At 70.3% G+C, this 24,197-nt stretch carries 20 protein-coding genes; all 20 read left to right on the top strand.

Annotation, left to right across the window (positions count from 1 at the left end; genetic code table 11):
• Window positions 1–13: 13 nt before the first annotated feature.
• A complete protein-coding gene (locus tag G447_RS0105865) occupies window positions 14–1,369 on the top strand; it encodes an ABC transporter substrate-binding protein (RefSeq protein ID WP_026430385.1) in 1,356 nt (451 codons plus the stop codon).
• Window positions 1,370–1,498: 129 nt separating this feature from the next.
• Window positions 1,499–2,989 carry a glycoside hydrolase family 36 protein gene (locus G447_RS0105860; RefSeq protein ID WP_026430384.1) on the top strand — a complete coding sequence of 497 codons (1,491 nt, stop codon included), beginning with the start codon at window positions 1,499–1,501 and terminating at the stop codon, window positions 2,987–2,989.
• A gap of 227 nt (window positions 2,990–3,216) precedes the next feature.
• Window positions 3,217–4,503, top strand: coding sequence for a geranylgeranyl reductase family protein (locus tag G447_RS0105855; RefSeq protein ID WP_005869351.1), 1,287 nt, complete (start codon window positions 3,217–3,219; stop codon window positions 4,501–4,503).
• A gap of 37 nt (window positions 4,504–4,540) precedes the next feature.
• Window positions 4,541–4,900 carry an NADH-quinone oxidoreductase subunit A gene (locus G447_RS0105850; protein WP_005869353.1) on the top strand — a complete coding sequence of 120 codons (360 nt, stop codon included), beginning with the start codon at window positions 4,541–4,543 and terminating at the stop codon, window positions 4,898–4,900.
• A gap of 22 nt (window positions 4,901–4,922) precedes the next feature.
• A complete protein-coding gene (locus tag G447_RS0105845; RefSeq protein WP_005869347.1) occupies window positions 4,923–5,477 on the top strand; it encodes an NADH-quinone oxidoreductase subunit B in 555 nt (184 codons plus the stop codon).
• Entirely contained in the window at window positions 5,474–6,211 is a 738-nt protein-coding gene (locus tag G447_RS0105840; RefSeq protein ID WP_005869343.1) for an NADH-quinone oxidoreductase subunit C, read from the top strand. Before G447_RS0105845 ends, G447_RS0105840 begins: the two co-directional genes overlap by 4 nt.
• Window positions 6,211–7,560, top strand: coding sequence for an NADH-quinone oxidoreductase subunit D (locus tag G447_RS0105835; RefSeq protein ID WP_005869345.1), 1,350 nt, complete (start codon window positions 6,211–6,213; stop codon window positions 7,558–7,560). The genes G447_RS0105840 and G447_RS0105835 overlap by 1 nt, the downstream gene beginning before the upstream one ends.
• Window positions 7,557–8,258 (top strand): NADH-quinone oxidoreductase subunit NuoE, encoded by a 702-nt coding sequence (gene nuoE / locus G447_RS0105830; protein WP_005869354.1) that lies wholly within the window; start codon window positions 7,557–7,559, stop codon window positions 8,256–8,258. Before G447_RS0105835 ends, nuoE begins: the two co-directional genes overlap by 4 nt.
• On the top strand, window positions 8,255–9,556 hold the full coding sequence (gene nuoF / locus G447_RS0105825; protein ID WP_005869341.1) for an NADH-quinone oxidoreductase subunit NuoF: 1,302 nt from the start codon (window positions 8,255–8,257) through the stop codon (window positions 9,554–9,556). Before nuoE ends, nuoF begins: the two co-directional genes overlap by 4 nt.
• Window positions 9,553–12,114, top strand: a complete 2,562-nt coding sequence (locus G447_RS0105820) for an NADH-quinone oxidoreductase subunit G (RefSeq protein ID WP_026430382.1) — start codon at window positions 9,553–9,555, stop codon at window positions 12,112–12,114. The genes nuoF and G447_RS0105820 overlap by 4 nt, the downstream gene beginning before the upstream one ends.
• A complete protein-coding gene (nuoH, locus tag G447_RS0105815) occupies window positions 12,111–13,439 on the top strand; it encodes an NADH-quinone oxidoreductase subunit NuoH (protein WP_005870465.1) in 1,329 nt (442 codons plus the stop codon). The genes G447_RS0105820 and nuoH overlap by 4 nt, the downstream gene beginning before the upstream one ends.
• Window positions 13,432–14,094 (top strand): NADH-quinone oxidoreductase subunit NuoI, encoded by a 663-nt coding sequence (gene nuoI, locus G447_RS0105810; protein WP_026430381.1) that lies wholly within the window; start codon window positions 13,432–13,434, stop codon window positions 14,092–14,094. The genes nuoH and nuoI overlap by 8 nt, the downstream gene beginning before the upstream one ends.
• Window positions 14,091–15,038, top strand: a complete 948-nt coding sequence (locus G447_RS0105805) for an NADH-quinone oxidoreductase subunit J (RefSeq protein ID WP_005870468.1) — start codon at window positions 14,091–14,093, stop codon at window positions 15,036–15,038. Before nuoI ends, G447_RS0105805 begins: the two co-directional genes overlap by 4 nt.
• The gene (gene nuoK / locus G447_RS0105800; RefSeq protein ID WP_005870474.1) at window positions 15,035–15,334 is read left to right on the top strand and encodes an NADH-quinone oxidoreductase subunit NuoK; all 300 of its coding nucleotides are present in this window, start codon (window positions 15,035–15,037) and stop codon (window positions 15,332–15,334) included. The genes G447_RS0105805 and nuoK overlap by 4 nt, the downstream gene beginning before the upstream one ends.
• Before the next feature lie 14 nt (window positions 15,335–15,348).
• Window positions 15,349–17,316 (top strand): NADH-quinone oxidoreductase subunit L, encoded by a 1,968-nt coding sequence (gene nuoL / locus G447_RS0105795; protein ID WP_026430380.1) that lies wholly within the window; start codon window positions 15,349–15,351, stop codon window positions 17,314–17,316.
• 27 nt (window positions 17,317–17,343) lie between these two features.
• Window positions 17,344–18,894, top strand: a complete 1,551-nt coding sequence (locus G447_RS0105790; RefSeq protein ID WP_026430379.1) for a complex I subunit 4 family protein — start codon at window positions 17,344–17,346, stop codon at window positions 18,892–18,894.
• The gene (nuoN, locus tag G447_RS0105785) at window positions 18,891–20,459 is read left to right on the top strand and encodes an NADH-quinone oxidoreductase subunit NuoN (protein WP_005870495.1); all 1,569 of its coding nucleotides are present in this window, start codon (window positions 18,891–18,893) and stop codon (window positions 20,457–20,459) included. The genes G447_RS0105790 and nuoN overlap by 4 nt, the downstream gene beginning before the upstream one ends.
• A complete protein-coding gene (locus tag G447_RS0105780) occupies window positions 20,456–21,469 on the top strand; it encodes a polyprenyl synthetase family protein (protein WP_005870490.1) in 1,014 nt (337 codons plus the stop codon). Before nuoN ends, G447_RS0105780 begins: the two co-directional genes overlap by 4 nt.
• 150 nt (window positions 21,470–21,619) lie before the next feature.
• Window positions 21,620–23,131 (top strand): FAD-dependent oxidoreductase, encoded by a 1,512-nt coding sequence (locus G447_RS0105775; RefSeq protein WP_005870461.1) that lies wholly within the window; start codon window positions 21,620–21,622, stop codon window positions 23,129–23,131.
• Between the two features lie 176 nt (window positions 23,132–23,307).
• Window positions 23,308–24,186, top strand: coding sequence for a zinc metalloprotease HtpX (htpX, locus tag G447_RS0105770; RefSeq protein ID WP_026430378.1), 879 nt, complete (start codon window positions 23,308–23,310; stop codon window positions 24,184–24,186).
• The last annotated feature ends 11 nt before the right edge of the window (window positions 24,187–24,197 follow it).

Raw genomic sequence — 24,197 nt, 5'->3', positions numbered from 1 at the left:
CCGAAGGAATACCATGAAACCCCGCACCATAGCCAGCGTCGGCCTCGCGGCTCTCATGACCGCGTCCCTCGCCGCCTGCAACGCGAACACCGCCTCGACCACCGGAGGGCAATCCGGCGCCGACGGCGTCACCATCAACTACTGGCTGTGGGACGACCGCCAGGCGCCCCTCTACCAGCAGTGCGCCGACGACTTCCATGCGGCCAACCCGGGCATCACCGTGAAGATCACCCAGACGGCGTGGGGGCAGTACTGGGAGACGCTCACCACGCAGCTGGCCGCGGGCAACGCCCCCGACGTTTTCACCAACCACTCGGCGCACCTGCTGCAGTTCATCGACAACAACCAGATCATGGACCTGACGGAGATGGCCCAGAAGGCGGGCGTCGACGACTCCATCTACCAGCCCGGCCTGGCCGACCTGTCCAAGTACGACGGCAAGCGCTACGGCCTGCCCAAGGACTGGGACACGGAGGGCCTCCTGTACGACACGGCCGTGGCCACCGAGGCCGGATACTCGAAGGAGGATATGGCGGAGCTGACGTGGAACCCCACTGACGGCGGTACTTTCGAACAGTTCATCGCCAAGACCACCGTGGACGCCAACGGCAAGAACGGCCTCGACCCCGACTTCGACAAGAACAACGTCGTGCGCTACGGCTTCTACCCCGAGTGGGCCGACGGGGCCATCGGCCAGAACGGCTGGGGAAACCTGGCCGCCTCCAACGGCTTCACCTACGGCGACCGCAACGTGGCGCCCACGAAGTTCAACTACTCCGACCCGTCCCTGGTCGACACCGTCACCTGGATCCACGGCCTCATCGACAAGGGCTACGCCCCCAAGTACGACCAGCAGTCCACACTGGGCACCGAGGCCACGATGAACGCGGGGACCGCGGCATCCACGATCCAGGGCTCCTTCACCGCCAGCGCCTACCTGGGCAAGGACGCGCAGCGCGCCTTCGCCTTCGCGCCGCTGCCCAAGGGCCCCATCGGCCGCCGCTCCGCGATGAACGGCCTGCACGACGTCGTGTGGTCGGGCACTACCCACGCCGACGAGGCCTTCAAGTGGGTCGCCTACATGGGCTCCGAGGCGTGCCAGGTCAAGGTCGGTGAGTCCGGCGTCATCTTCCCGGCCGCCACGAAGGGCACCGAGGCCTCCCTCAAGGCGCGCGAAGCGCAGGGGCAGGACAACTCCGCGTTCACCAGCGTGGTCGAGAACAAGGAGACCTTCCCGGTCCCCGTCCTCGCCCACGGCGACGAGGTCAACACCCTCATCGAGGACGCCGTCAAGGCGATCGCGGACGGGGCCGACCCCAAGTCCACCCTGGAGACCGCCAACAAGAAGGCGAACGACCTGCTCAAGTGACCCCATCGACGAGGCGGGGGCCGGTGCCGCAGTGGGAAGCGGCCCCCGCCTCGTCCCCCCTGCCGCAGGCGATCCCCGCTCGATGGGGCCGCCGTCCCCCGCCCACCCCCCCACACGAAGGACCACGCGATGACCAGCCCCGCACACGCCCTGCCCAACGGCGCCCCCCTGCTCGCCTCCCCCGGCGCCCGCATCGTCAAGGAAAGCGACGACCACGTGCTCATCAGAGCATCGCGCGTCGCGATCCTGCACTCGATGGCGGGCGGCCAGTACTACCGCAGCGGCCACAACTCCTGGTCGCCCAGCGGCTGGTCCGCCCTGGACGGGCCCCCTCTGCGCATCGCGGACCCCGAGCGGCGCACCACTGCTGACGATCCCTCCTCCGACGACCCCTTCCGCCACCACGGATCGTGGATGGGGGCCGTGGCGCGCGGGGAGGACGGCGAGGCACTGCTCGTGGGCGCCCTCGACGGCGCCCACCCGTGCGTGCGCTGCGACGAGGACACACTGGTCGGCTTCGACCCCGGCGGCGACGCCCTGTGGATGGTCGCCTGGGGGGACGAGCAGCGGGTCTTCGACAGCTACACCGCGGCGCTGGCCCCCCGCGCCCTGCCGCGCCGCCCCGCCCCCCGGGTGTGGTGCTCGTGGTACTCCTACTACGAGAAGATCACGTGGCGCGACATCGAGGAGCAGCTGGACTCCCTGGCCGGCCTGGGGTACCAGACCGTGCAGATCGACGACGGTTGGCAGGCAGGGGTCGGCGACTGGCGTCCGAACGCCAAGTTCGGCGACCTCGCCGAGTGCGCCCGGCGGATCCGCGACCACGGCATGACGCCCGGGCTGTGGGTCGCGCCCTTCATCGCCCGCAAGGGGGCGCCCCTGTTGGAGGCCCACCCCGAGGCGTTCGTCCACGGCCCCGACGGCTCCCCCGTCGTCGCCGGCTACAACTGGGGCGGCCCGTACTACGCGCTCGACACGACGCACCCCACCGCGCAGCACTACCTGCGTGGCCTCGTGCGCTCCCTGGTCGGCGCGGGCATCGGCTACCTCAAACTCGACTTCATCAACGCGGCGGCCGTCCCCGGCCAGCGCTTCGAGGACGCCTGGGGGGACGAGGCGTACCGCCTCGGCTGCGCGGTCGTCCGGGAGGAGGCGCCCGAGGCGTACCTGCTGGGCTCGGGGGGCCTCGTCATCCCCTCCATCGGCGTCCTCGACGGCATCCGCGTCAGCTGCGACGTGGCGCCCATCTGGAAGAACTACGCCACCGAGGACCCCTCGGACGCCGAGGCCCGCAACGCCTTCAAGGGCTCCGTGGCGCGCCTGTGGCTGCGCTCCCTCATCGACGTCGATCCCGATGTCGTGTTCTTCCGCCACGTGAAGAACCTGCTCAACGACCAGCAGATCGAATGGCTCCGCGATGTCGCCGCCGTCGCAGGCTTCAAGTCCTCCTCCGACCCCGTCGCGTGGCTCACCGAGGAGGAGATGGGCACGGCCAGGGCGTGGCTGGCGCGCACCGAGGCCGTGGAGCGGGTCTCGCGCAACAGGTGGCGCATCGACGGGCGGGAGGTCGACTTCGGTCCCGGCCTGGACCGGCCCGAGCACTGCTACCCCGTGTCGTGAGGGCGGCGGGCGCCGCCTTCTGATGTCCCGGCCCGCCCGCGATTAAGGAAAGCGGGATTTTCACAAATTCTGCTCCGGCGCGCGGGCAGCGCCCCCGCTTTTCCGCGGAAAGAGGCCGAAACGCGATCGAGGTGCACCGGGTCACCCCGATGGCTAATGTGGGCCAACGGATCGTGAACGCGCGGTCCGTCGCGCACGTGCGTGCGCGCAACCCATGGACACGGAGGATGAAGGTGGCAGCCAATAGCGGGGGCGATACCGGCGCCGACGTCGTCGTCGTCGGCGCGGGCCCCGCTGGAGCCGCCACCGCCTACCACTTGGCCACCGCGGGCGCGGACGTCCTCCTGCTCGACAAGAGCGCCTTCCCGCGCGACAAGATCTGCGGCGACGGGCTCACCCCCGCTGCGGTCCACGAGCTGGCCGCCATGGGCGTGGACACGACGGGATGGGCGCGCAACCGCGGCCTGACCGTCATCGGCGGCGGGCACACCATCCGCATGGAGTGGCCCGACCAGAAGTCGCTGCCCGGCTACGGACTCACCCGCGCCCGCGCCGACCTCGACCACGCCCTGGTCCGCCGTGCCGTCGGGGCCGGGGCGCGCCTGGTGGAGGGCGCTGCCGTCACCGGGGCCACCACGGACGCCTCGGGCCGCGTCACCGGGGTCGCTGTCAAATCAGGTCGGGGCCGCCACTCCCGCTCCTACACGGTCAGCGCCCCCCTCACCGTCGACGCGGGCGGAGTCGCGGCGCGCCTGTCCACTGGCCTCGGCCTGGCCAAGCGGGACGACCGGCCGATGGGGGTCGCCGCGCGCGCCTACTTCCGCTCCCCCAGGGGCGACGAGGAGTGGATGGAGTCCCACCTGGAGCTGTGGAGCGGCGAGCCCGGGCGCTCCGACCTGCTGCCCGGGTACGGGTGGATCTTCCCCATGGGCGACGGCGTCGTCAACGTCGGACTCGGCTCCGTCTCCTCCCGAGCGGGCGGCGCCGACCTGCCCTACAAGAAGGTCTTCGAGGCGTGGACCTCGAACCTGCCCGCCGAATGGGGACTCACCCCCGACAACCAGATCGGCCCCCTGCGCTCGGCCGCCCTGCCCATGTGCTTCAACCGCACCCCCCACTACGCCCAGGGTCTGGCCCTGGTGGGCGACGCCGGGGGGATGGTCTCCCCCTACAACGGCGAGGGCATCGCCCCGGCGATGCGCGCCGGGCGCTTCGCCGCCTCCTGCGCCGTCCAGGCCCTGCGCCGCACGACCCGCGCCGGATTCGACCGCGCCATGGGCGAGTACCCCCGCCTGCTGCGCGAAGAGTACGGCGGCTACTACCAACTCGGCCGCGCCTTCGTCGCCCTCATCGGCAGACCCCGGATCATGCGGGCGTGCACGAACCTCGGCCTCCCCATGCCGCGCCTGATGAAACTCGTCCACAAACTCCTCTCGGACGGGTACGAGCGCCACGGCGGCGATATCGACGACCGGCTCATCACAACGCTGACGAAGCTGGTGCCCTCGGCATGACCACGACCAGTACCACGCCCACACCCCGGGAGGAACAATGACGAATCCCTACGTGCCGCTGCTCATCATGTCGGCAGCCGCCCTCGTACTGGCATTCGGTGGCCTGGTCGCCTCCGCCGTCCTGGGCCCCACGAAGAAGTCCAGGACCAAGGCGGACAACTACGAGTGCGGCATCCAGCCCACCAGCGCCCACCTCACCGAGGGCCGTTTCCCTGTGCGCTACTACCTGGTCGCCATGACCTTCATCATCTTCGACATCGAAGTGGTCTTCATGTACCCGTGGGCGGTCAGCTTCAACCAGCTCGGCCTCTTCGGCCTGGTCGTCATGATGAGCTTCCTGGTGACCCTGGCTGTGCCCTACGCCTACGAGTGGCGCCGCGGCGGCCTGGACTACTGACGGAGAGGGGCTGAGGAGAAACATGGGTCTTGAAGAATCCCTGCCCGCGGGCATCGCGCTGACCAGCGTCGAGAAAGTCCTCGGGCTTGCACGCAAGTACAGCCAGTGGCCCGTCACAATGGGCCTGGCGTGCTGCGCCATTGAGATGATGGCCGCGGGCACGCCCCGTTTCGACATGGCGCGCTTCGGCTTGGAGGTCTTCCGCGCCTCGCCGCGCCACTCGGACCTGATGATCGTGTCGGGCCGCGTCAGCCACAAGATGGCCCCCATCATCCGGCGCGTCTACGACTCCATGCCCGAGCCCAAATGGGTGATCTCCATGGGCGCCTGCGCCTCCTCCGGCGGCGTCTTCAACAACTACGCCGTGGTGCAGGGCTGCGACCACATCGTGCCCGTCGATGTCTACCTGCCCGGGTGCCCGCCCCGCCCCGAGGCCCTCATCCACGCGGTCCTGGTGCTGCGCGAGCAGATCGGCAAGGAGCCGCTGGGCGTCCACCGCCGCGAGATCGCGCGCAAAGCCGAGCAGGCCGCCCTCGAGGCGACCCCGACCCACCAGATGAAGGGACTCCTCGTATGAGCGACCTGCCGATCCCCGGGGACGACGCGCCCGCCCGGGCAGGGGCGGCCCCGTCCCCGCGCGGCTTCGCGCTGCCCGAACCCATCGCCCGCCGAGAGGGCCTCTTCGGCGCGGGAGGCGACTCCTCCACCTCCGGTTTCGCCGGCCTGGTCGCCGACTCCTTCCTGCCCGGAGAGGCGGCCCGGCCCTACGGCGGGTGGTTCGACCAGGCCGTCGACGTCCTCGAGGAGCTCATCGGGGCCGACGGCCTCGAAGTCGCCGACGTCATCGAGAAGGTGGTCGTCGACCGCGGCCAGCTCACCGTCTTCATCGCCCGTGAGCACATCGTGCGCGTCGCCGAGCACCTGCGCGACGACCCCGACCTGCGCTTCGAGATGTGCCTGGGCACCAACGGCGTCCACTACCCGGCCGACACCGGGCGGGAGCTCCACGCCATCTACCCCCTGTACTCGATCACCCACAACCGGATGATCCGCCTCGAGGTCGTCTGCCCCGACGCTGATCCCCGCATCCCCTCCATCGTCTCCGTCTACCCCGCCAACGACTGGCAGGAGAGGGAGACCTGGGACCTCATCGGCATCGTCTTCACCTCTCACCCCTCGCTGACCCGCACTGCCCTGCCGGACGACTGGGTGGGCCACCCCCAGCGCAAGGACTACCCCCTCGGCGGCGTCCCCGTCGAGTTCAAGGGCGCCACCACGCCGCCCCCCGACACGCGTAGGAGCGTGAACTGATGAGCCGACCCGCCTTCCACGCAGCGCCCGGTGCCAGCGACCTGCCCCTCGACGACATCCCGGAGGTCCTCGCCCAGGGCGGGGACTGGGACGAGGTCCTGGCCGAGATCGAGAAGATCACCTCCGAGCGCATCGTCGTCAACCTGGGGCCCGTCCACCCCTCCACGCACGGCGTGCTCCGCCTCATCCTGGAGCTCGACGGCGAGAAGGTCCGCGAGACCCGCGTCGATACCGGCTACCTGCACACCGGCATCGAGAAGAACATGGAGTACCGCACCTGGACCCAGGGCGTCGCCTACTGCACGCGCATGGACTACGTGGCGCCGTTCTTCCAGGAGGCCGCCTACTGCCTGGGCGTCGAGCAACTGCTCGGCATCACCGACGACGTGCCCGAGCGCGCCTCGCTGATCCGCGTCGTCATGATGGAGCTGTGCCGCATCGCCTCGCACCTGGTCGCCATCGGCTCCACGGGCAACGAGATGGGCGCCACGACCATCATGACCATCGCCTTCCGCGGGCGCGAGGAGATCCTCCGGGTCTTCGAGCGCGTGACCGGGCTGCGCATGAACCACGAGTACATCCGCCCCGGCGGCGTCATCCAAGACATCGGCGAGGGCACCACCGGCTACATCCGCGAGCGCCTGCGGGGCGTGCGCCGCGACATCGGGGAGCTCCAGGACATCCTCCAGGAGAACCCCATCTTCAAGAAGCGCCTGTGCGACGTGGCCGTCATGCCGCTCAGCGCCCTCATGGCCCTGGGCCACACGGGCCCGGGGGTGCGCGCAGCCGGCCTGCCCCTCGACCTGCGCAAGTCCCAGCCCTACTGCGGCTACGAGGACTACGAGTTCGACGTGCCCACCCGGGACCAGTCCGACGCGTACAACCGCACGATGGTGCGCTTCGACGAGTGCTACGAGTCGATGCGCATCGTGTGGCAGGCCCTGGAGCGCCTCGAGGCCTGCGAGGGGGCGCCGGTCATGGTGTCCGACCCGCAGATCGCCTGGCCCGCGCGCCTGGCCGTCGCCTCCGACGGGCAGGGCAACTCCCCGGACCACGTCCGCGAGATCATGGGGGAGTCGATGGAGTCCCTCATCCACCACTTCAAGCTGGTCACCGAAGGGTTCCACGTGCCCGCCGGGCAGGTCTACCAGACCGTCGAGCACGCCAAGGGGATCCTCGGAGTCCACCTGGTCTCCGACGGGGGGACGCGCCCGTTCCGCGCGCACTTCCGCGACCCCTCCTTCGCGAACCTGCAATCACTGGCCATGATGACCGAGGGCGGCCAGCTGGCCGACGTGGTCGTCTCCCTGGCCGCAATCGACCCCGTCCTCGGAGGCGTTGACCGATGAGCTACACCCCAGACGTTGAGGCCCGGCTGCGGGCGGACTCCGCGCAGATCATTGCCCGCTACCCCGAGGGGCACTCGCGCAGCGCCCTGCTGCCGATGCTCCACCTCGTCCAGTCCGTCGACGGCTACGTCAGCGCCGACGGCATCGATCTGATCTCGCGGATCCTCGACCTGCCCCGGGCCGAGATCTCCGCCGTCGCCACCTTCTACACGCAGTACAAGCGCCACCCGACTGGCGACTACCTCGTGGGCGTGTGCACCAACGCCCTGTGCGCGGTCATGGGCGGGGACGAGATCTGGGAGAGGGTCTGCGCCAAGGTCGGCGTCGGCAGTGACGAGACCAGCGAGTCGGGCCGGATCACCCTGGAGCGCATCGAGTGCAACGCCGCGTGCGACTACGCCCCCGTGGTCATGGTCAACTGGGAGTTCTTCGACAACCAGACTCCCGAGTCCGCGCTGGCGATCATCGACGACATCGAGGCCGGGCGCGACATCCACCCCACGCGCGGTCCCGCAGTAGCACCCACCTTCAAGGAGAACGAGAGGGTCCTGGCGGGCTTTCCCGACGGCCGCGCCGACGAGGGCCCCTCCGCGGGCCCGGCCACACTGCTGGGCGTGGGGATCGCCCACGAGAACGGGTGGACCGAACCCGTCGCCGTTCCCGACGGCGTCCAGGCGGAGGGAGGCGAGCAGGCGTGACGACCTACCGCGCGCCCGGACCGCTCACCCCGGTCCTCACCCACGGGTGGGGCGAGGAGCGGTCCTGGACCCTCGACTCCTACCGCGAGCGCGGCGGCTACCAGGGGCTGGAGAAGGCCCGCACGATGGAGCCCGCCGCCATCATCGACGCCGTCAAGGCCTCGGGCCTGCGGGGCCGGGGCGGAGCGGGCTTCCCCACCGGCCTCAAGTGGTCCTTCCTGCCGCCCGACGACGGCGGGCCCCGCTACCTCGTCGTCAACGCCGACGAGTCCGAGCCCGGCACCTGCAAGGACATCCCCCTCATCATGGGCAACCCGCACGTGCTCATCGAGGGCATCGCGATCACCTCGCGCGCCATCGGCTGCGACCACGCCTTCGTCTACTTGCGCGGCGAAGTCGCCCACGTGTACCGCCGCCTGCTTGAGGCGGTGCGCGAGGCCACCGAAGCCGGCGTGCTCGGCGGCCTGCGCATCACCGCCCACGCGGGCGCAGGCGCGTACATCTGCGGCGAGGAGACGGCCCTGCTCGACTCCCTCGAGGGCCGCCGGGGCCACCCGCGCCTCAAGCCCCCCTTCCCGGCGGTTGCGGGCCTGTACGCCCGCCCCACCGTGGTCAACAACGTCGAGACCATCGCGCAGGTGGCGGGCGTTTTCCGCAACTCGCCGCAGTGGTACTCGTCGATGGGCACCGACAAGTCCAAGGGCCACGGCATCTTCTCCCTGTCGGGCCACGTGGCCAACCCCGGCCAGTTCGAGGCGCCTTTCGGCATCACCATGCGCGAGCTCATCGAAATGGCCGGCGGCATCCGCGAGGGCCACCGCCTGAAGTTCTGGACGCCCGGGGGCTCGTCCACGCCGATCTTCACCGAGGACGAGCTGGACACCCCGTTGGATTACGAGTCCGTGGGCGCCGCAGGGTCCATGCTGGGCACCCGCGCGCTGCAGGTCTTCGACGAGACGGTGTCCGTCGTCCGCGTCATCGCCAGGTGGAGCGAGTTCTACCAGCACGAGTCGTGCGGCAAGTGCACGCCGTGCCGCGAGGGCACCTACTGGATCAAGCAGATCATGTTCCGCCTGGAGCGGGGCGAGGGCCTGCCCGGAGACGTCGACCTGCTCGACGAGATCGCCCACAACATCGCGGGGCGCAGCTTCTGCCCCCTGGGCGACGCCGCCGCGACCCCCATCATGTCCGGCATCAAACGCTTCCGCGAGGAGTTCGAGGCGGGGCTGACCACGCCCGCGCGCGAGCGCTTCCCCTACGGGGCGTCCGCCACCCACGCGCGAGGAGGAGCCCGATGAGCGACGCCCCCACGATGGTCGACGTCATCATCGACGACGTCCACGTCTCAGTGCCCCAGGGGACCCTGGTCATCAGGGCCGCCGAGCAGGCCGGTATCCGCATCCCCCGTTTCTGCGACCACCCGTTGCTGGAACCCGTCGCCGCATGCCGCCAGTGCCTCGTCGAGGTCGGCATGCCCGACCGCAACACCGGCGAGCTGCGCTTCATGCCCAAGCCACAGCCCTCGTGCGCGCAGACCGTCACCCCGGGGATGGTCGTCAAAACCCAGCGCACCTCCGAGGTGGCCGACACCGCCCAGCGCGGCGTCATGGAGTTCCTGCTCATCAACCACCCGCTGGACTGCCCCGTGTGCGACAAGGGCGGCGAGTGCCCCCTGCAGAACCAGGCCATGACCGAGGGGCGCGGCAAGTCCCGCTTCGCCGACGCCAAACGGACCTTCAAGAAGCCCCTGCGCCTCACCAGCCAGATCCTGCTCGACCGGGAGCGCTGCATCCTGTGCCAGAGGTGCGTGCGCTTCGGCAAGGAGATCTCCGGGGACGTCTTCATCGACCTGCAGGGCCGGGGCGGGGGCACCGCCCCCACCGACGACCACTACTTCATGGGCGAGCAGATCGGCGGCTTCGACACCACCACCCTCGGGTTCTTCGACCCGGCGGCCAAGGACAACTCGGCCCCCGACCTCTCCAGCCCCTACGGCACCGACGCCATCGCAGGCTCCTTCAACGAGGGGGACCTGGGTCCCGCCGGCCTCGACCAGTCGGGGCGGGCCTTCGCCTCGTACTTCTCCGGCAACATCATCCAGATCTGCCCCGTGGGCGCCCTGACCGCGGCGTCCTACCGCTTCCGCGCCCGCCCCTTCGACCTGGTCTCCACCGCGTCGGTGAGCGAGCACGATGCCTCCGGCTCGGCGATCCGCCAGGACATCCGCCGCGGAGAGGTCGTGCGCCGCATGGCCGGCAACGACCCCGAGGTCAACGAGGAGTGGATCACCGACAAGGACCGCTTCGCCTTCGAGTGGGACGGGCAGGACCGCTTGAGGGCCCCCCTGGTGCGCGAGGACGGGGAACTGGTCCCAACCTCGTGGTCGGACGCCCTCGACCGCGCGCGCAAGGGACTGGAGGCGGCCCCCTCCGCCGGGTTCCTGCCCGGTGGGCGCCTCACCTTCGAGGACGCTTGGGCGTGGTCCAAGTTCGCGCGCACCGTCCTGGGGTCGGACAATATCGACTTCCGCTCGCGCGAGGCCACCGAGGAGGAGCGCTCTTTCCTGGCCTCCACGGTCGCCGGCTCCGGCCTGGGCGTCACCTACTCCGACTTGGAGGGCGCCGGCCAGGTCCTCCTCGTCGCCCTGGAGCCCGAGGACGAGTGCGGCGCCCTCTTCCTGCGCCTGCGAAAAGGGGTGCGCCGCGGCGGGGTGCGGGTCGCCACCGTCGCCCCGTTCACGTCCGCCGGCTCCCAGAAGCTCTCCGCCGCCGTCCTGCGCTCCGCGCCCGGCACTGAGCCCGCTGTCGTTGATTCCATTGCCCCCGGCGGCCAGAACGCCGCGCTCTTCGACGCCCTGGCAGGGGGCGTCGTCCTGGTGGGCGAGCGCGCCGCCCGCACCCCCGGGCTGCTCACAGCGGTGCGCGCCCTGGCCCAGCGCAGCGGCGCCCGCCTCGCGTGGGTGCCCAGGCGCGCCGGGGACCGCGCCGCCCTGGAAGCGGGCTTGCTGCCCGGGCTCGCACCCTTCGGCAGGCCCCTGGCCGGCGCCGACGCGACGGGCCTGGACTGGGAGGGGGCTCCCTCCGAGCGGGGCCTCGACGCCGAGGGCATGCTGGCCGCCGCTGCCCGGGGCGACCTGGGCGCCCTGGTCATCGGAGGCGTCGACGTGCGCGACTTCGCCGACCCGGACGCCGTGCGCGCCGCCATCGCGGCCACCCCCTTCGTGGTGAGCCTCGAGGTCCGCTCTTCGGAGGTGGCGCGCCTGGCCGACGTGGTCCTCCCCGTGGCCCCGCCTATCGAGAAGAACGGGACCTTCATCAACTGGGAGGGCCGCCTGCGGCCCTTCGGCCAGGCCGTCTCCGCGCGCTCCCTCACCGACCGCGACGTCCTGGTGCGCCTGGCGGAGGAGTTCGGCGCCGACCTGGGGATCACGGCCCTGTCCGACCTCTACGCGGAGGCCAACCCGCTGATGGACTGGGAGGGCGCGCGCGAGGCGTTCGCCCCCGCCGGCACCCGGCCCCTGCCCGGGATCGGCGAGGGCCAGGCCCTCCTGGCCGCGCACAAGCCGATGCTGGACGCGGGCCGCCTCCAGGACGGCGCGCCCTGGCTGGCCGGAGCGGCGCGCACCCCCGTCGCCCGCGCCTCGGCCGCCACGCTGGCCGCCGTAGGAGCGGCGGAAGGACAGCCGCTCACGATCACCACCGGCCGTGGCTCCCTCACACTCCCCGCAGTCGCCGACGACCTGCCCGACCACGTCGTGTGGGTGCCCGAGTGCTCCAACGGTTCCATCGTCCACGAGTCCCTCGGCGCGCCCGGCGCCGTTGTGACGCTCAGCGCCAGTCAGGAGGTTGCCCGATGAGCGCCCTCGCCCCCGCGGCCGCTCAGTACACCGCAGCGGATTTCAGCGAAGAGACCTGGTGGCTGTCCCTCATCAAGGCGGTCTTCATCATCGTCTTCCTCATCTTCAACGTCCTGCTCGCCCTATGGGTGGAGCGGCGCGGCCTGGGGCGCATGCAGACCCGCCCCGGCCCCAACGTGGCGGGCCCCCTAGGCCTGTTCCAGGCCTTCGCCGACGCGGGCAAACTCCTGTTCAAGGAGGACATGTGGACCAGGCGGGCCGAGAGGTTCCTCTACTTCCTGGCCCCCGCCATCGCGGCCTTCGCGGCCTTCAGCGTCTTCGCCGTGATCCCCATGGGCCCGAATGTGGGCCTGTTCGGCCACTCGTCCCCGCTGCAACTGGCGGACATGCCGGTCGCCACCCTGTACATCCTGGCGATCGCGTCGCTGGGCCTGTACGGAATCGTCCTGGGCGGCTGGTCCACACGCTCCACGCTGCCCCTGTACGGTGCTGTCCGCTCCAGCGCCCAGGTGATCTCCTACGAGCTCGCGATGGGCCTGTCCCTGGTCTCCGTGTTCCTCATGTCGGGCACGATGTCCACCTCCCAGATCGTGGCCGCGCAGGGCCAGTACTGGTGGGTGTTCACCCTGTTCCCCGCCTTCGTCATCTACTGCGTCTCCGCCACCGGCGAGGTCAACCGCCTTCCCTTCGACCTGCCCGAGGCCGAGGGCGAGCTGGTGGCCGGGCACATGACCGAGTACTCGTCCATGAAGTTCGGCTGGTACTACCTGTCCGAGTACGTGAACATGCTCAACGTGTCCGCTGTGGCGACCACCATGTTCCTGGGGGGCTGGCACGCCCCCTGGCCGCTGTCCCAGGTGGAGTTCCTCGCCTCCGGGTGGATGGGCATGGTGTGGTTCTTCCTCAAGATGTGGTTCTTCATGTTCCTGCTGATCTGGACACGGGCCACACTGCTGCGCTTCCGCTACGACCAGTTCATGACTCTGGGGTGGAAGTGGCTCATGCCCATCGCCCTGGCGTGGCTCGTCATGGTCGCCCTGGTGCGCGGCCTCACCCAGTTCGTCACGGTGTCCGCCCCCGTGCTCTACGGCTCGGTCGTCGTCGTCTTCCTGATCGCCCTGGTCGTCATCTGGGTCACCGACCCCGGTGAGGAGCCCGCCCACGACCCCGCCGACGAGGAGTACACGGGTTTCGCGGACGGCTTCCCCGTCCCGCCGCTGCCGGGGCAGGCCCCCGTCGCCTCGCCGCGCGCCGAGCGCGCAGCCGCTGCCGCAGCCGGGGACACCAGCCCGGCAAGCCCCCACGAGGAGGGTTCCGATGAGTAAGAAGAAGCCCGCCGACGACGAGCAGATGCTCTTCGAGCACGACCCCAAGGGCCCCATCGGGCGGTTCGTGGCGCCCATGGCCGGGTACGGCGTGACCATCTCGTCGTTCTTCCGGCCCACCGTCACCGAGCAGTACCCGCGCGAGAAAGCGCGCGTCATGCCGCGCTTCCACGGCCGCCACCAGCTCAACCGCTACGCCGACGGCCTTGAGAAGTGCGTCGGCTGCGAGTTGTGCGCGTGGGCGTGCCCCGCGGACGCCATCTTCGTCGAGGCCGCCTCCAACACCCCCGACCAGCAGTACTCCGCGGGCGAGCGCTACGGCCGCGTCTACGAGATCAACTACTTGCGCTGCATCTTCTGCGGCATGTGCATTGAGGCGTGCCCGACGCGGGCGCTGACGATGACCAACGAATTCGAGTTGGCCGAGTACACGCGCGAGGACGACATCTACGTCAAGGACGACCTGCTGGTCCCCCTGTCGGAGGGGATGCTCTCGACGCCCCACCCGATGGTCCCGGGCAAATCCGATGGCGACTACTACCGTGGAGAAGTCGATGGGCCCGTGCCCGAGCAGATCGACTGGGTGGGGAGCCGGCGCCCCGACGACCCCAGTCTGCCGGGCGCGCGGGCGCTCGTGGGAGAGGACGAACGATGAACCTGCTGCAAGGCTGGCCCGCCATGGGCTCGGTGGGAGAGGCGGTCCTGTTCGCGTGCGCCGCGGTCTTCATGGTCGCCTGCGCCCTGGGCGTCCTCTTCTTCAAGAAGGCCGCCCACTCCGCCGTGTGCATGGTCGGGGTGATGCTGGGCCTGGCGGTCCTCTACATCGCGAACAACGCCCCCTTCCTGGGGGTCGCCCAGATCGTCGTTTACACGGGCGCGATCATGATGCTCTTCCTCTTCGTCATCATGCTCATCGGCATCGGCGAGTCCGACGACTACGCCCTCCAGGGACGCGGCCGGATCATCGCCGCCGTCCTGGGCGGCCTGGGCCTGGCGGTGTGCGTAACGACTGCCGTGGTCCGCTCCACCGCCGACGCCCGCACGGCCGAGCCCGTGGACCCGTACTCGAACGCCCCCATCACGGACCTGGCGGTCATGCTCTTCGAACGCCACTGGCTGTCGATGGAACTGGCCGGGGGCCTGCTCATCACCGCAGCCCTGGGCGCCATGGTGCTCACCCATTCGGACCGCCTCGTGCCCAAGGCCGGCCAGGCGCAGGCCGCGCGCTCCAAGATGCGCGCCTTCGCCCAGTCCGGCCGCCGCATCGGCCAACTGCCCGCCCCCGGCGTGTACGCCCGCTCCAACGCGGCCGATGTGCCCGCCGTCTCCGGCGAGACACTGGGCCCCGTCGAGGAGTCCGTCCCCCGCGTGCTGCGCGTGCGCGGCCTGGAGCGGTCCATCGGCGAGGTCGACAGGGAGGTCGCCCAAGCCCTGGCGCGCGCCAACGGCCAGAGCGAATCGCCCTTCGGAGTCGTCGGCCCTGCAGATGTCGGCCGTTCCGGATCGTGGGGCATGCCAGGACCCGCCGCCCCCACCGGACTCAACCAGCCCGAGCCCCGCCGCAGCGACGGGGCAACCACCCAGGAGGAAGCAAAGTGAGCCTAGCCTGGTACCTCATCCTCGCGGCGGTCCTCTTCGCCATTGGCGCCGTCGTGGTCCTCGTGCGCCGCTCCGCGGTGATCTCCCTCATGGGCGTCGAGCTCATGCTCAACTCCGCGAACCTGGTGCTCGTCGCATTCTCCCGCATCGGGTCGAACATCGACGGGCAGATCATGGCGTTCTTCGTCATGGTCGTCGCTGCCGCCGAGGTCGTCGTCGGCCTGTCCATCATCGTGTCCATCTATCGTTCGCGCGCCACGACCAGCGTGGACGACGCCAACCTGCTCAAGCACTGAAGGAGGGCAACACCATGACACCGTTCCTCCTGCCCACCGCCGCCGCGCCCGCGGCTGCCACGGGGGCCGCGTCGCTGGCGCCCCTGATGATCCTGGTGCCCCTGATAAGCGCGGGCCTGCTGCTGCTCCTGGGCCGCGCCGCCAACTCCTGGGGGCACTGGCTGGCCACCGCGGCCTCGTGGGCGTCCTTCGGGGTGGGCGCCGCCGTGGCGGCCCAGATGCTCGGCTCCGACCCCTCGTCGAGGCGCTTCTCCCAGACGCTGTTCACTTGGATCCCCGCCGGGGACTTCACGGTGGACTTCGGAGTGCTGGTCGACCCGCTCTCCCTCACCTTCGTCATCCTGGTGACCTTCGTGGGCTCCCTCATCCACGTGTACGCCATCGCCTACATGGCCCACGACGAGGCGAGGCGCCGCTTCTTCGCCTACCTCAACCTCTTCATCGCGGCGATGCTCGTCCTGGTCCTCGCCGACTCCTACGCCGGCCTCTTCGTGGGCTGGGAGGGCGTGGGCCTGGCCTCGTACCTGCTCATCGGGTTCTGGAACCACGTCCCCGCCAACGCCGTGGCGGCCAAGAAGGCCTTCATCATGAACCGCGTGGGCGACATGGGGATGCTCATCGCCATGATGGCCATGGTCGCGAACTTCTCCTCAGTCTCCTACGCCGAGGTCAGCGCCGGGGTGGGCGGGGCCGGACAGGTCCAGGCCACCGTCATCGGCCTCTTCCTGCTGGTCGCCGCCTGCGGCAAGTCCGCGCAGTTCCCCCTGCAGGCCTGGCTGGGCGACGCCATGGCCGGCCCGACCCCCGTGTCGGCCCTCATCCACGCGGCCACCATGGTCACCGCGGGCGTCTACCTGGTCGTGCGCTCCGGCGCGGTCTTCACGGCCGCCCCGGCGGCCGCCGCGGCAGTGGTCGTCGTCGGCGCCATCACCCTGCTCTTCGGCGCCGTCGTCGGATCCGCCAAGGACGACATGAAGAAGGTCCTGGCGGCCTCGACGATGAGCCAGATCGGCTACATGATGCTCGGCGCGGGCCTGGGGCCCATCGGCTGGGCCTTCGCCATCTTCCACCTGTTCACCCACGGCTTCTTCAAGGCCCTGATGTTCCTGGGCGCGGGCTCGGTCATGCACGGCATGGCCGACCAGGTGAACATGCGCCGCTTCGGCGCCCTGCGCGGCGCCATGAAGGTCACGTGGCTCACCTTCATGATGGGCTGGCTGGCCATCCTGGGGGTGCCGCCCCTGTCCGGGTACTGGTCGAAGGACAAGATCATCGAGGCCGCGTTCTCGATCCACTCCTTCGGCGGCTCCGAGGCACCGTGGGCGCCCTGGGTGTTCGGCACCGTCGCCCTGGTGGGCGCGGGCGTCACCGCGTTCTACATGTCGCGCCTGTTCTTCATGACATTCCACGGCAAGGCGCGCTGGACCACCGAGGCCGAGGGGAGCCCCGTGCACCCCCACGAGTCCAGCCCCCTCATGACCATTCCGATGGTCGTCCTTGCCGTCGGGGCCGTCGTGATCGGCGCGGCCCTGTCCGTCGGCGACTTCTTCACCACGTGGCTGGAGCCCGCCATCGGCCCCGTCGAGCATGGCGAGCCCGTCGTGGGCGAGTACGTCCTGCAGGGCGCCACCCTGGTCCTCGTCCTCGTGGGCGCGTGGATCGCCTGGCGCAAGTACGGCGCCGCCGAGGTCCCCGCATCCGTCCCCGCGGGCAACGCCCTCACCGAGGCGGCGCGCCGAGACCTCTACCAGGACAGAGTCAACGAGGCGCTCTTCATGGCGCCGTCCAAAGGGCTCGTCACCGTGGCCACCGTGGGCGACTCCGCCGTCATCGACGGAGCTCTCACCGGCGCCGGGCGCGTCTGCCAAGGCGTCGGGAAGCTCGTCGGCGCCACGCAGAACGGCTTCGTGCGCGCCTACGCCTCGTACATCCTCGCGGGCGCGGTGGCCGCGGTGGCGCTCGTCCTGGCGTTCAGGCTCTGAAGGGGATCACGAACAATGGAAAACGCAATGGAAGTCTCACAGTTCCCCTGGTTGACCGCGATGGTCGCCCTCCCGGCCCTCGGCGCGGCCCTGCTGGGCCTCGTCCCCGCGCTGCGGCGCTCGGCCGGACGGGCCGTCGCCCTCGCCGTGTCCGCAGCCGAACTGGTCCTCGCGCTCGTCGTCGCTGCCACGCGCTTCGACTGGTCGGCCCCCGCCTCGTACCAGGTCACCGACTCCCTCAAGTGGATCCCCCAGCTGGGAATCAGCTGGTCCCTGTCCGTGAGCGCCCTGTCCCTCGTGATGGTGCTGCTCGCCACCGCGCTGGTTCCGCTGGTGCTCGTCGCCGGGTGGGACGAGGAGGAACCCGCCGACCAGGGGGCCTATCCCGCCCTGGTCCTCGCGCTCGAGTCCTTCATGGTCACGATCTTCACGGCGTGGGATCTCGCGGTCTTCTACTTCGCCTTCGAGGCAATGCTGGTGCCCCTCTACCTCATGATCGGCCGCTACGGGGTGGGCGGGGAGGCCGCGCGCCACCGGGCCGCCATGAAGTTCCTCCTCTACTCGCTCTTCGGCGGGCTCGTCATGCTGGGCGGCGTCGTCGCCCTGTGGGCGACGGCCCCCGCGCCCGCCTCCCGTGAGACCTTCTTCCGTTTCGACACGCTCGCCCAAGTGTCCCAGTCCCTGCCCCAGGGGGCACAGGCCCTCGTCTTCGCGACCTTCATGGTGGCCTTCGCCATCAAAGCGCCGATGGTGCCCGTCCACACGTGGCTGCCCGACACGGCCGCCGTGGCCCGCCCCGGCACGTCGGTGCTGCTGGTCGGCGTCCTCGACAAGATCGGCACTTACGGGATGATCGTGCTGTGCCTGCGGATGCTCCCCGGTCCATCGGCCTCCGCCAGGTGGGCGATGGCGGTCCTGGCCGTCGTGTCCATCATCTGGGGCGGCCTGGCCGCCAACGGACAGAACGACATTATGCGCCTGGTGTCCTACACCTCGGTGTCCCACTTCGGTTTCATGGTGCTCGGCGTCTTCATCGGCTCCGAGACGGCACTGGTGGGGGCGATGTTCTACATGGTCGCCCACGGGGTGTCCATTGCCGCGATGTTCTGGTTGTCCGGGTGGCTGTCGCGCCGGGGCGGCACACAGGACATGCGCGAGTACGCCGGGATGCAGCGCGTCGCGCCCGTCCTGGCGGGCCTGTGGCTGACGGCCGGCCTGGCCTCCATCGCGCTTCCCGGCCTGTCGGGCTTCGTGCCCGAGTACCTGGTCCTGATGGGGACGTGGCGCGTCAACGTTCCGATCGCCGTCTTCGCGGTCCTCGGCGTCGTCATCGCCGCCATGTACGTGCTCATGCCCTACCAGCGGGTGTTCACGGGTGCCCCCGCCAAGGGCAAGGAGGGCCTGAGCGACCTCGGCGGGCGCGAGAGGGCCGTCATGGCCCCCATCGTCGCCGCGATGCTGGTCCTGGGCATCTGGAGCGCCCCGCTCGTCTCGGCGCTCACCCCCATCGCCAATGACGCGGCCCTGGGCTCCCCGGCGCCGACCGCCTCCGCTTCTCCCGAAGGGAGCTCCAAGTGATCCCCCTGCCCCAAGCAGCTTTCTCCGCCCCCGACGTCCGGTGGGCGGCGCTGGCCCCCATCCTCATCGTCCTGGGCACCGCCGTGCTGAGCGTGCTGGTCGAGGCTTTCGCCCCCGTGCGCGCCCGTCGGCCCATCGTCATCGGCCTCGCCCTCTTCGCCACCGGCGCCGCGGCGGCCGTCCTGGCGCTGCGGTGGACCACCGTGCTGGCGGCCCCCGCCTCGTTGGGGGAGTACATCGAGGATCCACTGACCGTGGGCGCGCAGTTCGCCTTGGCGATCATCGGTTTCCTGTCGATTCTGGTCATGGCCGACCGCACGCGTGTGGGGGACGGGTCCTTCGCGGCCCAGCCCTCCGACCGCCCGGGCTCGGCCGCTGAGGAGCTGTCCGAGGCGAAGGGCTACCAGCGCTCCGAGGTCTTCCCCCTGGCCCTGTTCTCGTTGGGCGGCATGATGGTCTTCCCGGCGGCGGACAACTTCGTGGCGCTCTTCGTCGCCCTGGAGGTCATGTCGCTGCCGCTGTACGTGCTCGCGGCCACCGCCCGCAGACGCAGGCAGCTGTCCCACGAGGCTGCGCTGAAGTACTTCGTCCTGGGCGCCTTCTCCTCGGCGTTCATGCTCATGGGCGCGGCCCTGCTCTTCGGCGCGTCGAACTCCCTGACGATCTCGGCCCTCGCCCAGGCGATCGGCGCCTCCGTGGCGATGGACCGCCTGGTCCTCATCGGCGTCCTGTGCGTCATGACCGGCCTGCTGTTCAAGGTGGGCGCGGCGCCCTTCCACGCGTGGGCCCCAGACGTGTACACCGGTGCGCCCACGCCGGTCACCGGGTTCATGGCGGCGGCCGTGAAGGTGGCGGCGTTCGGCGCGCTGCTCCGCTTCTACCAGGTGGTGGCGGGCCTGTTGTCGTGGGACCTGCTCCCCGTGTTCCTGGCCGTCGCCGCAGCCACCATCGTGGTGGGCACCTTCGTCGGGCTCGTCCAGTCGGACGTGAAGAGGATGCTCGCCTTCTCGTCGATCGCGCACGCAGGGTTCATCCTCATTGGCGTGTTCTCGCTGGTCAAGGGCAGTTCCGGCCATGTGCTGCTCTACGTGCTGTCCTACGGCCTGGCCACGGTCGGCGCCTTCGGCGTCGTGACACTGGTGCGCACGCGCGACCAGGACGGTGCGGTGGGAGGCGAGGCCAACCAGTTGTCGCGCTGGGCGGGCCTGGGGCGGACGAACCCGTGGGTGGCGGCTTCCATGCTCGTGTTCCTGCTGTCCTTCGCGGGCATCCCGCTCACGGGCGGTTTCATCGGCAAGTTCGTGGTCTTCTCCGACGGCGCCGCCGGGGGCCTCGCCTGGCTGGTCGTCGTGGCCCTGGTCGCCTCGGCGATCACGGCCTTCTACTACTTCCGCCTCGTGCGCCTCATGTTCTTCACCGAGCCGGAGGGGGACGCGGTGGTGGTGCGCAGTGAGGGACTGACGGGGATCGCGGTCGCGATCTGCGCTGTGGCGACCATCGCACTCGGCGTATTCCCGGGCCCCGTGTTGTCCCAGCTGTCGAAGATCGTCATACTTCTTCCGTGAGCGTTTCAGCAGCAGATCTTCATGTTCCCGGCCTCGAGTCCCGCATTTCCCCGGGGCTCGAGGCCGTTGAACGCCAGCTGACCGGGGCGGTCTCCTCGTCCCGGGGCCTCGTCGACGAACTGACCGCCCACTTGTCGGCGGCGGGGGGCAAGCGGCTGCGCCCGCTGCTCACCCTGGTGTGCGCCCAGCTGGGACGCCCCGAACTGGCGCTCGGCGAGCGCGTCATCACAGGCGCCACGGCGGTGGAGCTCACGCATCTGGCGTCCCTGTACCACGACGACGTCATGGATTCGGCGCCCACACGGCGCGGCGTCCCCTCCGCCCAGCGGCTGTGGGGGAACAACAGGGCGATCCTGGCGGGGGACGTGCTTTTCGCGAGGGCGTCGAAACTGGTCGCTTCGCTGGGCCCGGAGATGGTCACGCGCCACGCCGTGACTTTCGAGCGCCTGTGCGCGGGGCAGCTGAACGAGACCTTCGGCCCGGTCCCAGGGGAGGATCCAGTGGAGTTCTACCTGCGTGTCCTCGCCGACAAGACGGGGTCCCTGGTGTCCTCGGCGGCCGCCTTCGGGGCGCTGCTGGCGGACGCGGGGGCTTTCGTGGGCGATGTGGTCGCCGAGTTCGGCGAACGGGTGGGAGTGGCGTTCCAGATCGCCGACGACGTCCTGGACCTGGCGTCCTCTGGGGGCCAGTCGGGCAAGACCCCGGGAACGGATCTGCGCGAGGGCGTGGACACGCTGCCGGTGCTGCTGCTGCGCAGGCGCGAGGCGGAGGGCTCCCTCGACGACGCGGGCAGGCGCATCCTGGAGGGCCTGGGCTCGGATCTGTCGTCCGACGAGACGCTGGGCGACGTGGTGTCGATGCTGCGCGTCCACGATGTGCTCGACGAGACCCGCTCTTTGGCGCGCGCCTGGGCCGCTGACGCCATCGACTGCCTCGAGGCGCTGCCCAAGGGCGAGCCGAAGGCGGCACTGGCCGCTTTCGCGCACCTGATGGTGGACAGACTCGTCTGAACGCGAGTGGGGCTCGTCTCAGATGGGCCAGCCCCTCTCCTCGGTGGATACACTTGCGTGGGGCGCCCAACGGTGCGCCCGCCCCGCGCCCGCATCGGGGCGCGACGCCCCTGGGCACTGTGCCCTGGGAACATAGAAGGAGGAACTGGGGTGGCCCCACTCAATGTTGCCGTCATCGGCGCCGGCCCCGCTGGAATCTACGCGTCCGACATCCTGGCGAAGTCGGGGCTCGAGGTGAGCATCGACCTGTTCGAGCGCCTCCCCGCGCCCTACGGGCTGGTCCGTTACGGGGTTGCCCCCGACCACCCGCGCATCAAGCAGATCATCGTCGCCCTGTACAAGATCCTCCAGCGCGGGGATATCCGCCTGCTGGGCAATGTCGAGGTCGGCCGCGACGTCACCATTGAGGATCTGCGCGACCACTACGACGCGATCATCATCGCCACGGGCGCCGACAGGGACGCGCCCCTGCCGATCCCCGGCATCGACCTGCCCGAGTCATACGGCGCCGCGGACTTCGTGTCCTGGTACGACGGCAACCCCGACTACCCGCGCACCTGGCCGTTGGAGGCCAAGGAGGTCGCCGTGATCGGCGTGGGCAATGTTGCCCTCGACATCTCCCGCGTCCTGGCCAAGCACGCGCCCGACATGCTGCGCACCGAGGTCCCCGCCAACGTCGCCGAGGCACTGGCCGAGAACCCGGTCACAGATATCCACATCTTCGGCCGGCGCGGTCCCGCCCAGGTGAAGTTCACGCCGCTGGAACTGCGCGAGCTGGGCAAGGTCCCCGACGTGGACGTCATCGTCTCGGAGGAGGACTTCGACTTCGACGACGGCTCGCAGCGGGCGCTGCGCGAGTCCAACCAGCAGCGCCAAGTGGTCAAGGCACTCACGAACTACGCGATGGCGGACCCGGATGAGCGCACGGCGTCGCGGCGCATCCACATCCACCTCTTCCAGTCGCCCGTGGAGGTCGTCGCTGACGGAGACGGGCACGTCAAGGCGCTGCGCACCGAGCGCACGCAGCTCAACGGCGACGGCACGGTGTCGGGCACGGGAGTCATCACGACGTGGCCCGTGCAGGCCGTGTACCGCGCGGTCGGCTACTACTCGTCGCCGATCCGGGGCCTGCCCTTCGACACGCGGGCGGGCGTCGTGCCGAACGTGGAGGGCCGCGTCATCGATTCGGCGACCACGAAGGACCAGTCCGCCCCCGTGGTCCCCGGCGTCTACGCGACCGGGTGGATCAAGCGCGGGCCCGTGGGCCTGATCGGCTCCACGAAGTCCGACGCGCAGCAGACCATCGCCCACCTCGTGGAGGACGCGGGCGAGGGGCGCCTGCACGCCGCCACGCGGGCCGTCGGCCACGAGGCGATGGTCGCGCTGCTGGAGGAGCGCGGCATCGAGTACACCACCTGGGAGGGCTGGGAGCTGCTGGACGCCTACGAGCAGGCGCTCGGGACGGCCTACGGCGAGCTCCCCGGCGGCCGGGGGCTGCGCGAGCGCGTCAAGGTGGTGTCCCGGCGCGCCATGACGGATATCTCGAGGGGCCATGACGTCGATGCCGCGGGGGCGGACCTCATCGGGCAGATGGGGGAGATGGGCGTGCCCACGGCCCCCGAGCGCTTCGACGACTACACGGGGCCCGGCCGTCGCCACTGAGCGCCTCGGCGCGGCCTGCGCGGCGCCGCTCGCCCGGTGGCCGGACCGGGTGCGGTGCCAGGCTGCGGCCGCCCGGCGCCGCCCCTGCGGGCCAGCGTCGGCGGGCGTCGGAGATTCCAGCCGGGTATCCGGGTTCTCCCAGGAGCTTTACAGGTAACCTCCGTAGGCTGGCGCGCATGAGCCACCGGAGTTATCACAACGGACTGAAGACAGTCCTGTTGCTCGGAGGCATGTGGGCCCTGTTGCTCGCCGTCGGCGCTGTTATCGTGGCGGGCACCGGCAACCGGCTCTGGATCTTCGTGTTCGCGGTCATCGGCCTCGTCCAGACGGGATTCTCCTACTGGAACTCGGCGTCGGTCGCGCTGCGTTCGATGGACGCCTACCAGGTGGACGAGGCCGAGCAGCCCGTCCTCCACGCCATCGTCCGCGAGCTGGCCGAGCGGGCCGACCAGCCGATGCCGACGATCTGGGTGGCCCCTACGCGCACACCGAACGCTTTCGCGACGGGGCGGGATCCAGAGCACGCCGCGGTGTGCTGCACGGAGGGGATCTTGGAGATCCTGGGGGAGCGGGAGCTGCGCGGCGTGCTGGGGCACGAGCTCATGCACGTGTACAACCGCGACATCCTGACCTCGTCGGTGGCAGCGGCCATGGCGGGGATCGTCACCTCGATCGCCCAGTTCTTCATGTTCTTCGGCGGCTCGCGCAGGGACGGCGAGGAGGGGGGCCTCGGTTTCCTCGGCGCCATCGCGATCGCGCTCCTGGCCCCCGTCGCCGCCTTCCTCATCCAGTTCTCGCTGTCGCGCACGCGCGAGTACGACGCCGACGAGGACGGGGCGGAGCTCACCCACGATCCGCTGGCCCTCGCCTCGGCGCTGCGCAAGCTGGAGGCGGCGACGGACCGCGTGCCCATGGCGCCGACCCCGGCGAACCAGAACGTCGCGGCGATGATGATCGCGAACCCCTTCCGGGCCGGGGGGCTCGCGAACCTGTTCTCCACCCATCCGCCGATGGAGGAGCGCATAGCCCGCCTGGAGCGGATGGCGGGCTACTAGCGCCGTCGACT

The sequence above is a fragment of the Schaalia georgiae DSM 6843 genome, assembly GCF_000429245.1.
GTDB classification, from domain to species: Bacteria; Actinomycetota; Actinomycetes; order Actinomycetales; family Actinomycetaceae; genus Pauljensenia; species Pauljensenia georgiae.
This window is presented reverse-complemented; position numbering and strand designations above follow the sequence as displayed.

Bases quoted from the DNA above. Each gene is read 5' to 3' on its own strand.
- G447_RS0105865 (WP_026430385.1), top strand. From the start codon at position 14: ATGAAACCCCGCACCATAGCCAGCGTCGGCCTCGCGGCTCTCATGACC.
- G447_RS0105860 (WP_026430384.1), top strand. From the start codon at position 1,499: ATGACCAGCCCCGCACACGCCCTGCCCAACGGCGCCCCCCTGCTCGCC.
- G447_RS0105855 (WP_005869351.1), top strand. From the start codon at position 3,217: ATGAAGGTGGCAGCCAATAGCGGGGGCGATACCGGCGCCGACGTCGTC.
- G447_RS0105850 (WP_005869353.1), top strand. From the start codon at position 4,541: ATGACGAATCCCTACGTGCCGCTGCTCATCATGTCGGCAGCCGCCCTC.
- G447_RS0105845 (WP_005869347.1), top strand. From the start codon at position 4,923: ATGGGTCTTGAAGAATCCCTGCCCGCGGGCATCGCGCTGACCAGCGTC.
- G447_RS0105840 (WP_005869343.1), top strand. From the start codon at position 5,474: ATGAGCGACCTGCCGATCCCCGGGGACGACGCGCCCGCCCGGGCAGGG.
- G447_RS0105835 (WP_005869345.1), top strand. From the start codon at position 6,211: ATGAGCCGACCCGCCTTCCACGCAGCGCCCGGTGCCAGCGACCTGCCC.
- nuoE (WP_005869354.1), top strand. From the start codon at position 7,557: ATGAGCTACACCCCAGACGTTGAGGCCCGGCTGCGGGCGGACTCCGCG.
- G447_RS0105820 (WP_026430382.1), top strand. From the start codon at position 9,553: ATGAGCGACGCCCCCACGATGGTCGACGTCATCATCGACGACGTCCAC.
- nuoH (WP_005870465.1), top strand. From the start codon at position 12,111: ATGAGCGCCCTCGCCCCCGCGGCCGCTCAGTACACCGCAGCGGATTTC.
- nuoI (WP_026430381.1), top strand. From the start codon at position 13,432: ATGAGTAAGAAGAAGCCCGCCGACGACGAGCAGATGCTCTTCGAGCAC.
- G447_RS0105805 (WP_005870468.1), top strand. From the start codon at position 14,091: ATGAACCTGCTGCAAGGCTGGCCCGCCATGGGCTCGGTGGGAGAGGCG.
- nuoL (WP_026430380.1), top strand. From the start codon at position 15,349: ATGACACCGTTCCTCCTGCCCACCGCCGCCGCGCCCGCGGCTGCCACG.
- G447_RS0105790 (WP_026430379.1), top strand. From the start codon at position 17,344: ATGGAAGTCTCACAGTTCCCCTGGTTGACCGCGATGGTCGCCCTCCCG.
- htpX (WP_026430378.1), top strand. From the start codon at position 23,308: ATGAGCCACCGGAGTTATCACAACGGACTGAAGACAGTCCTGTTGCTC.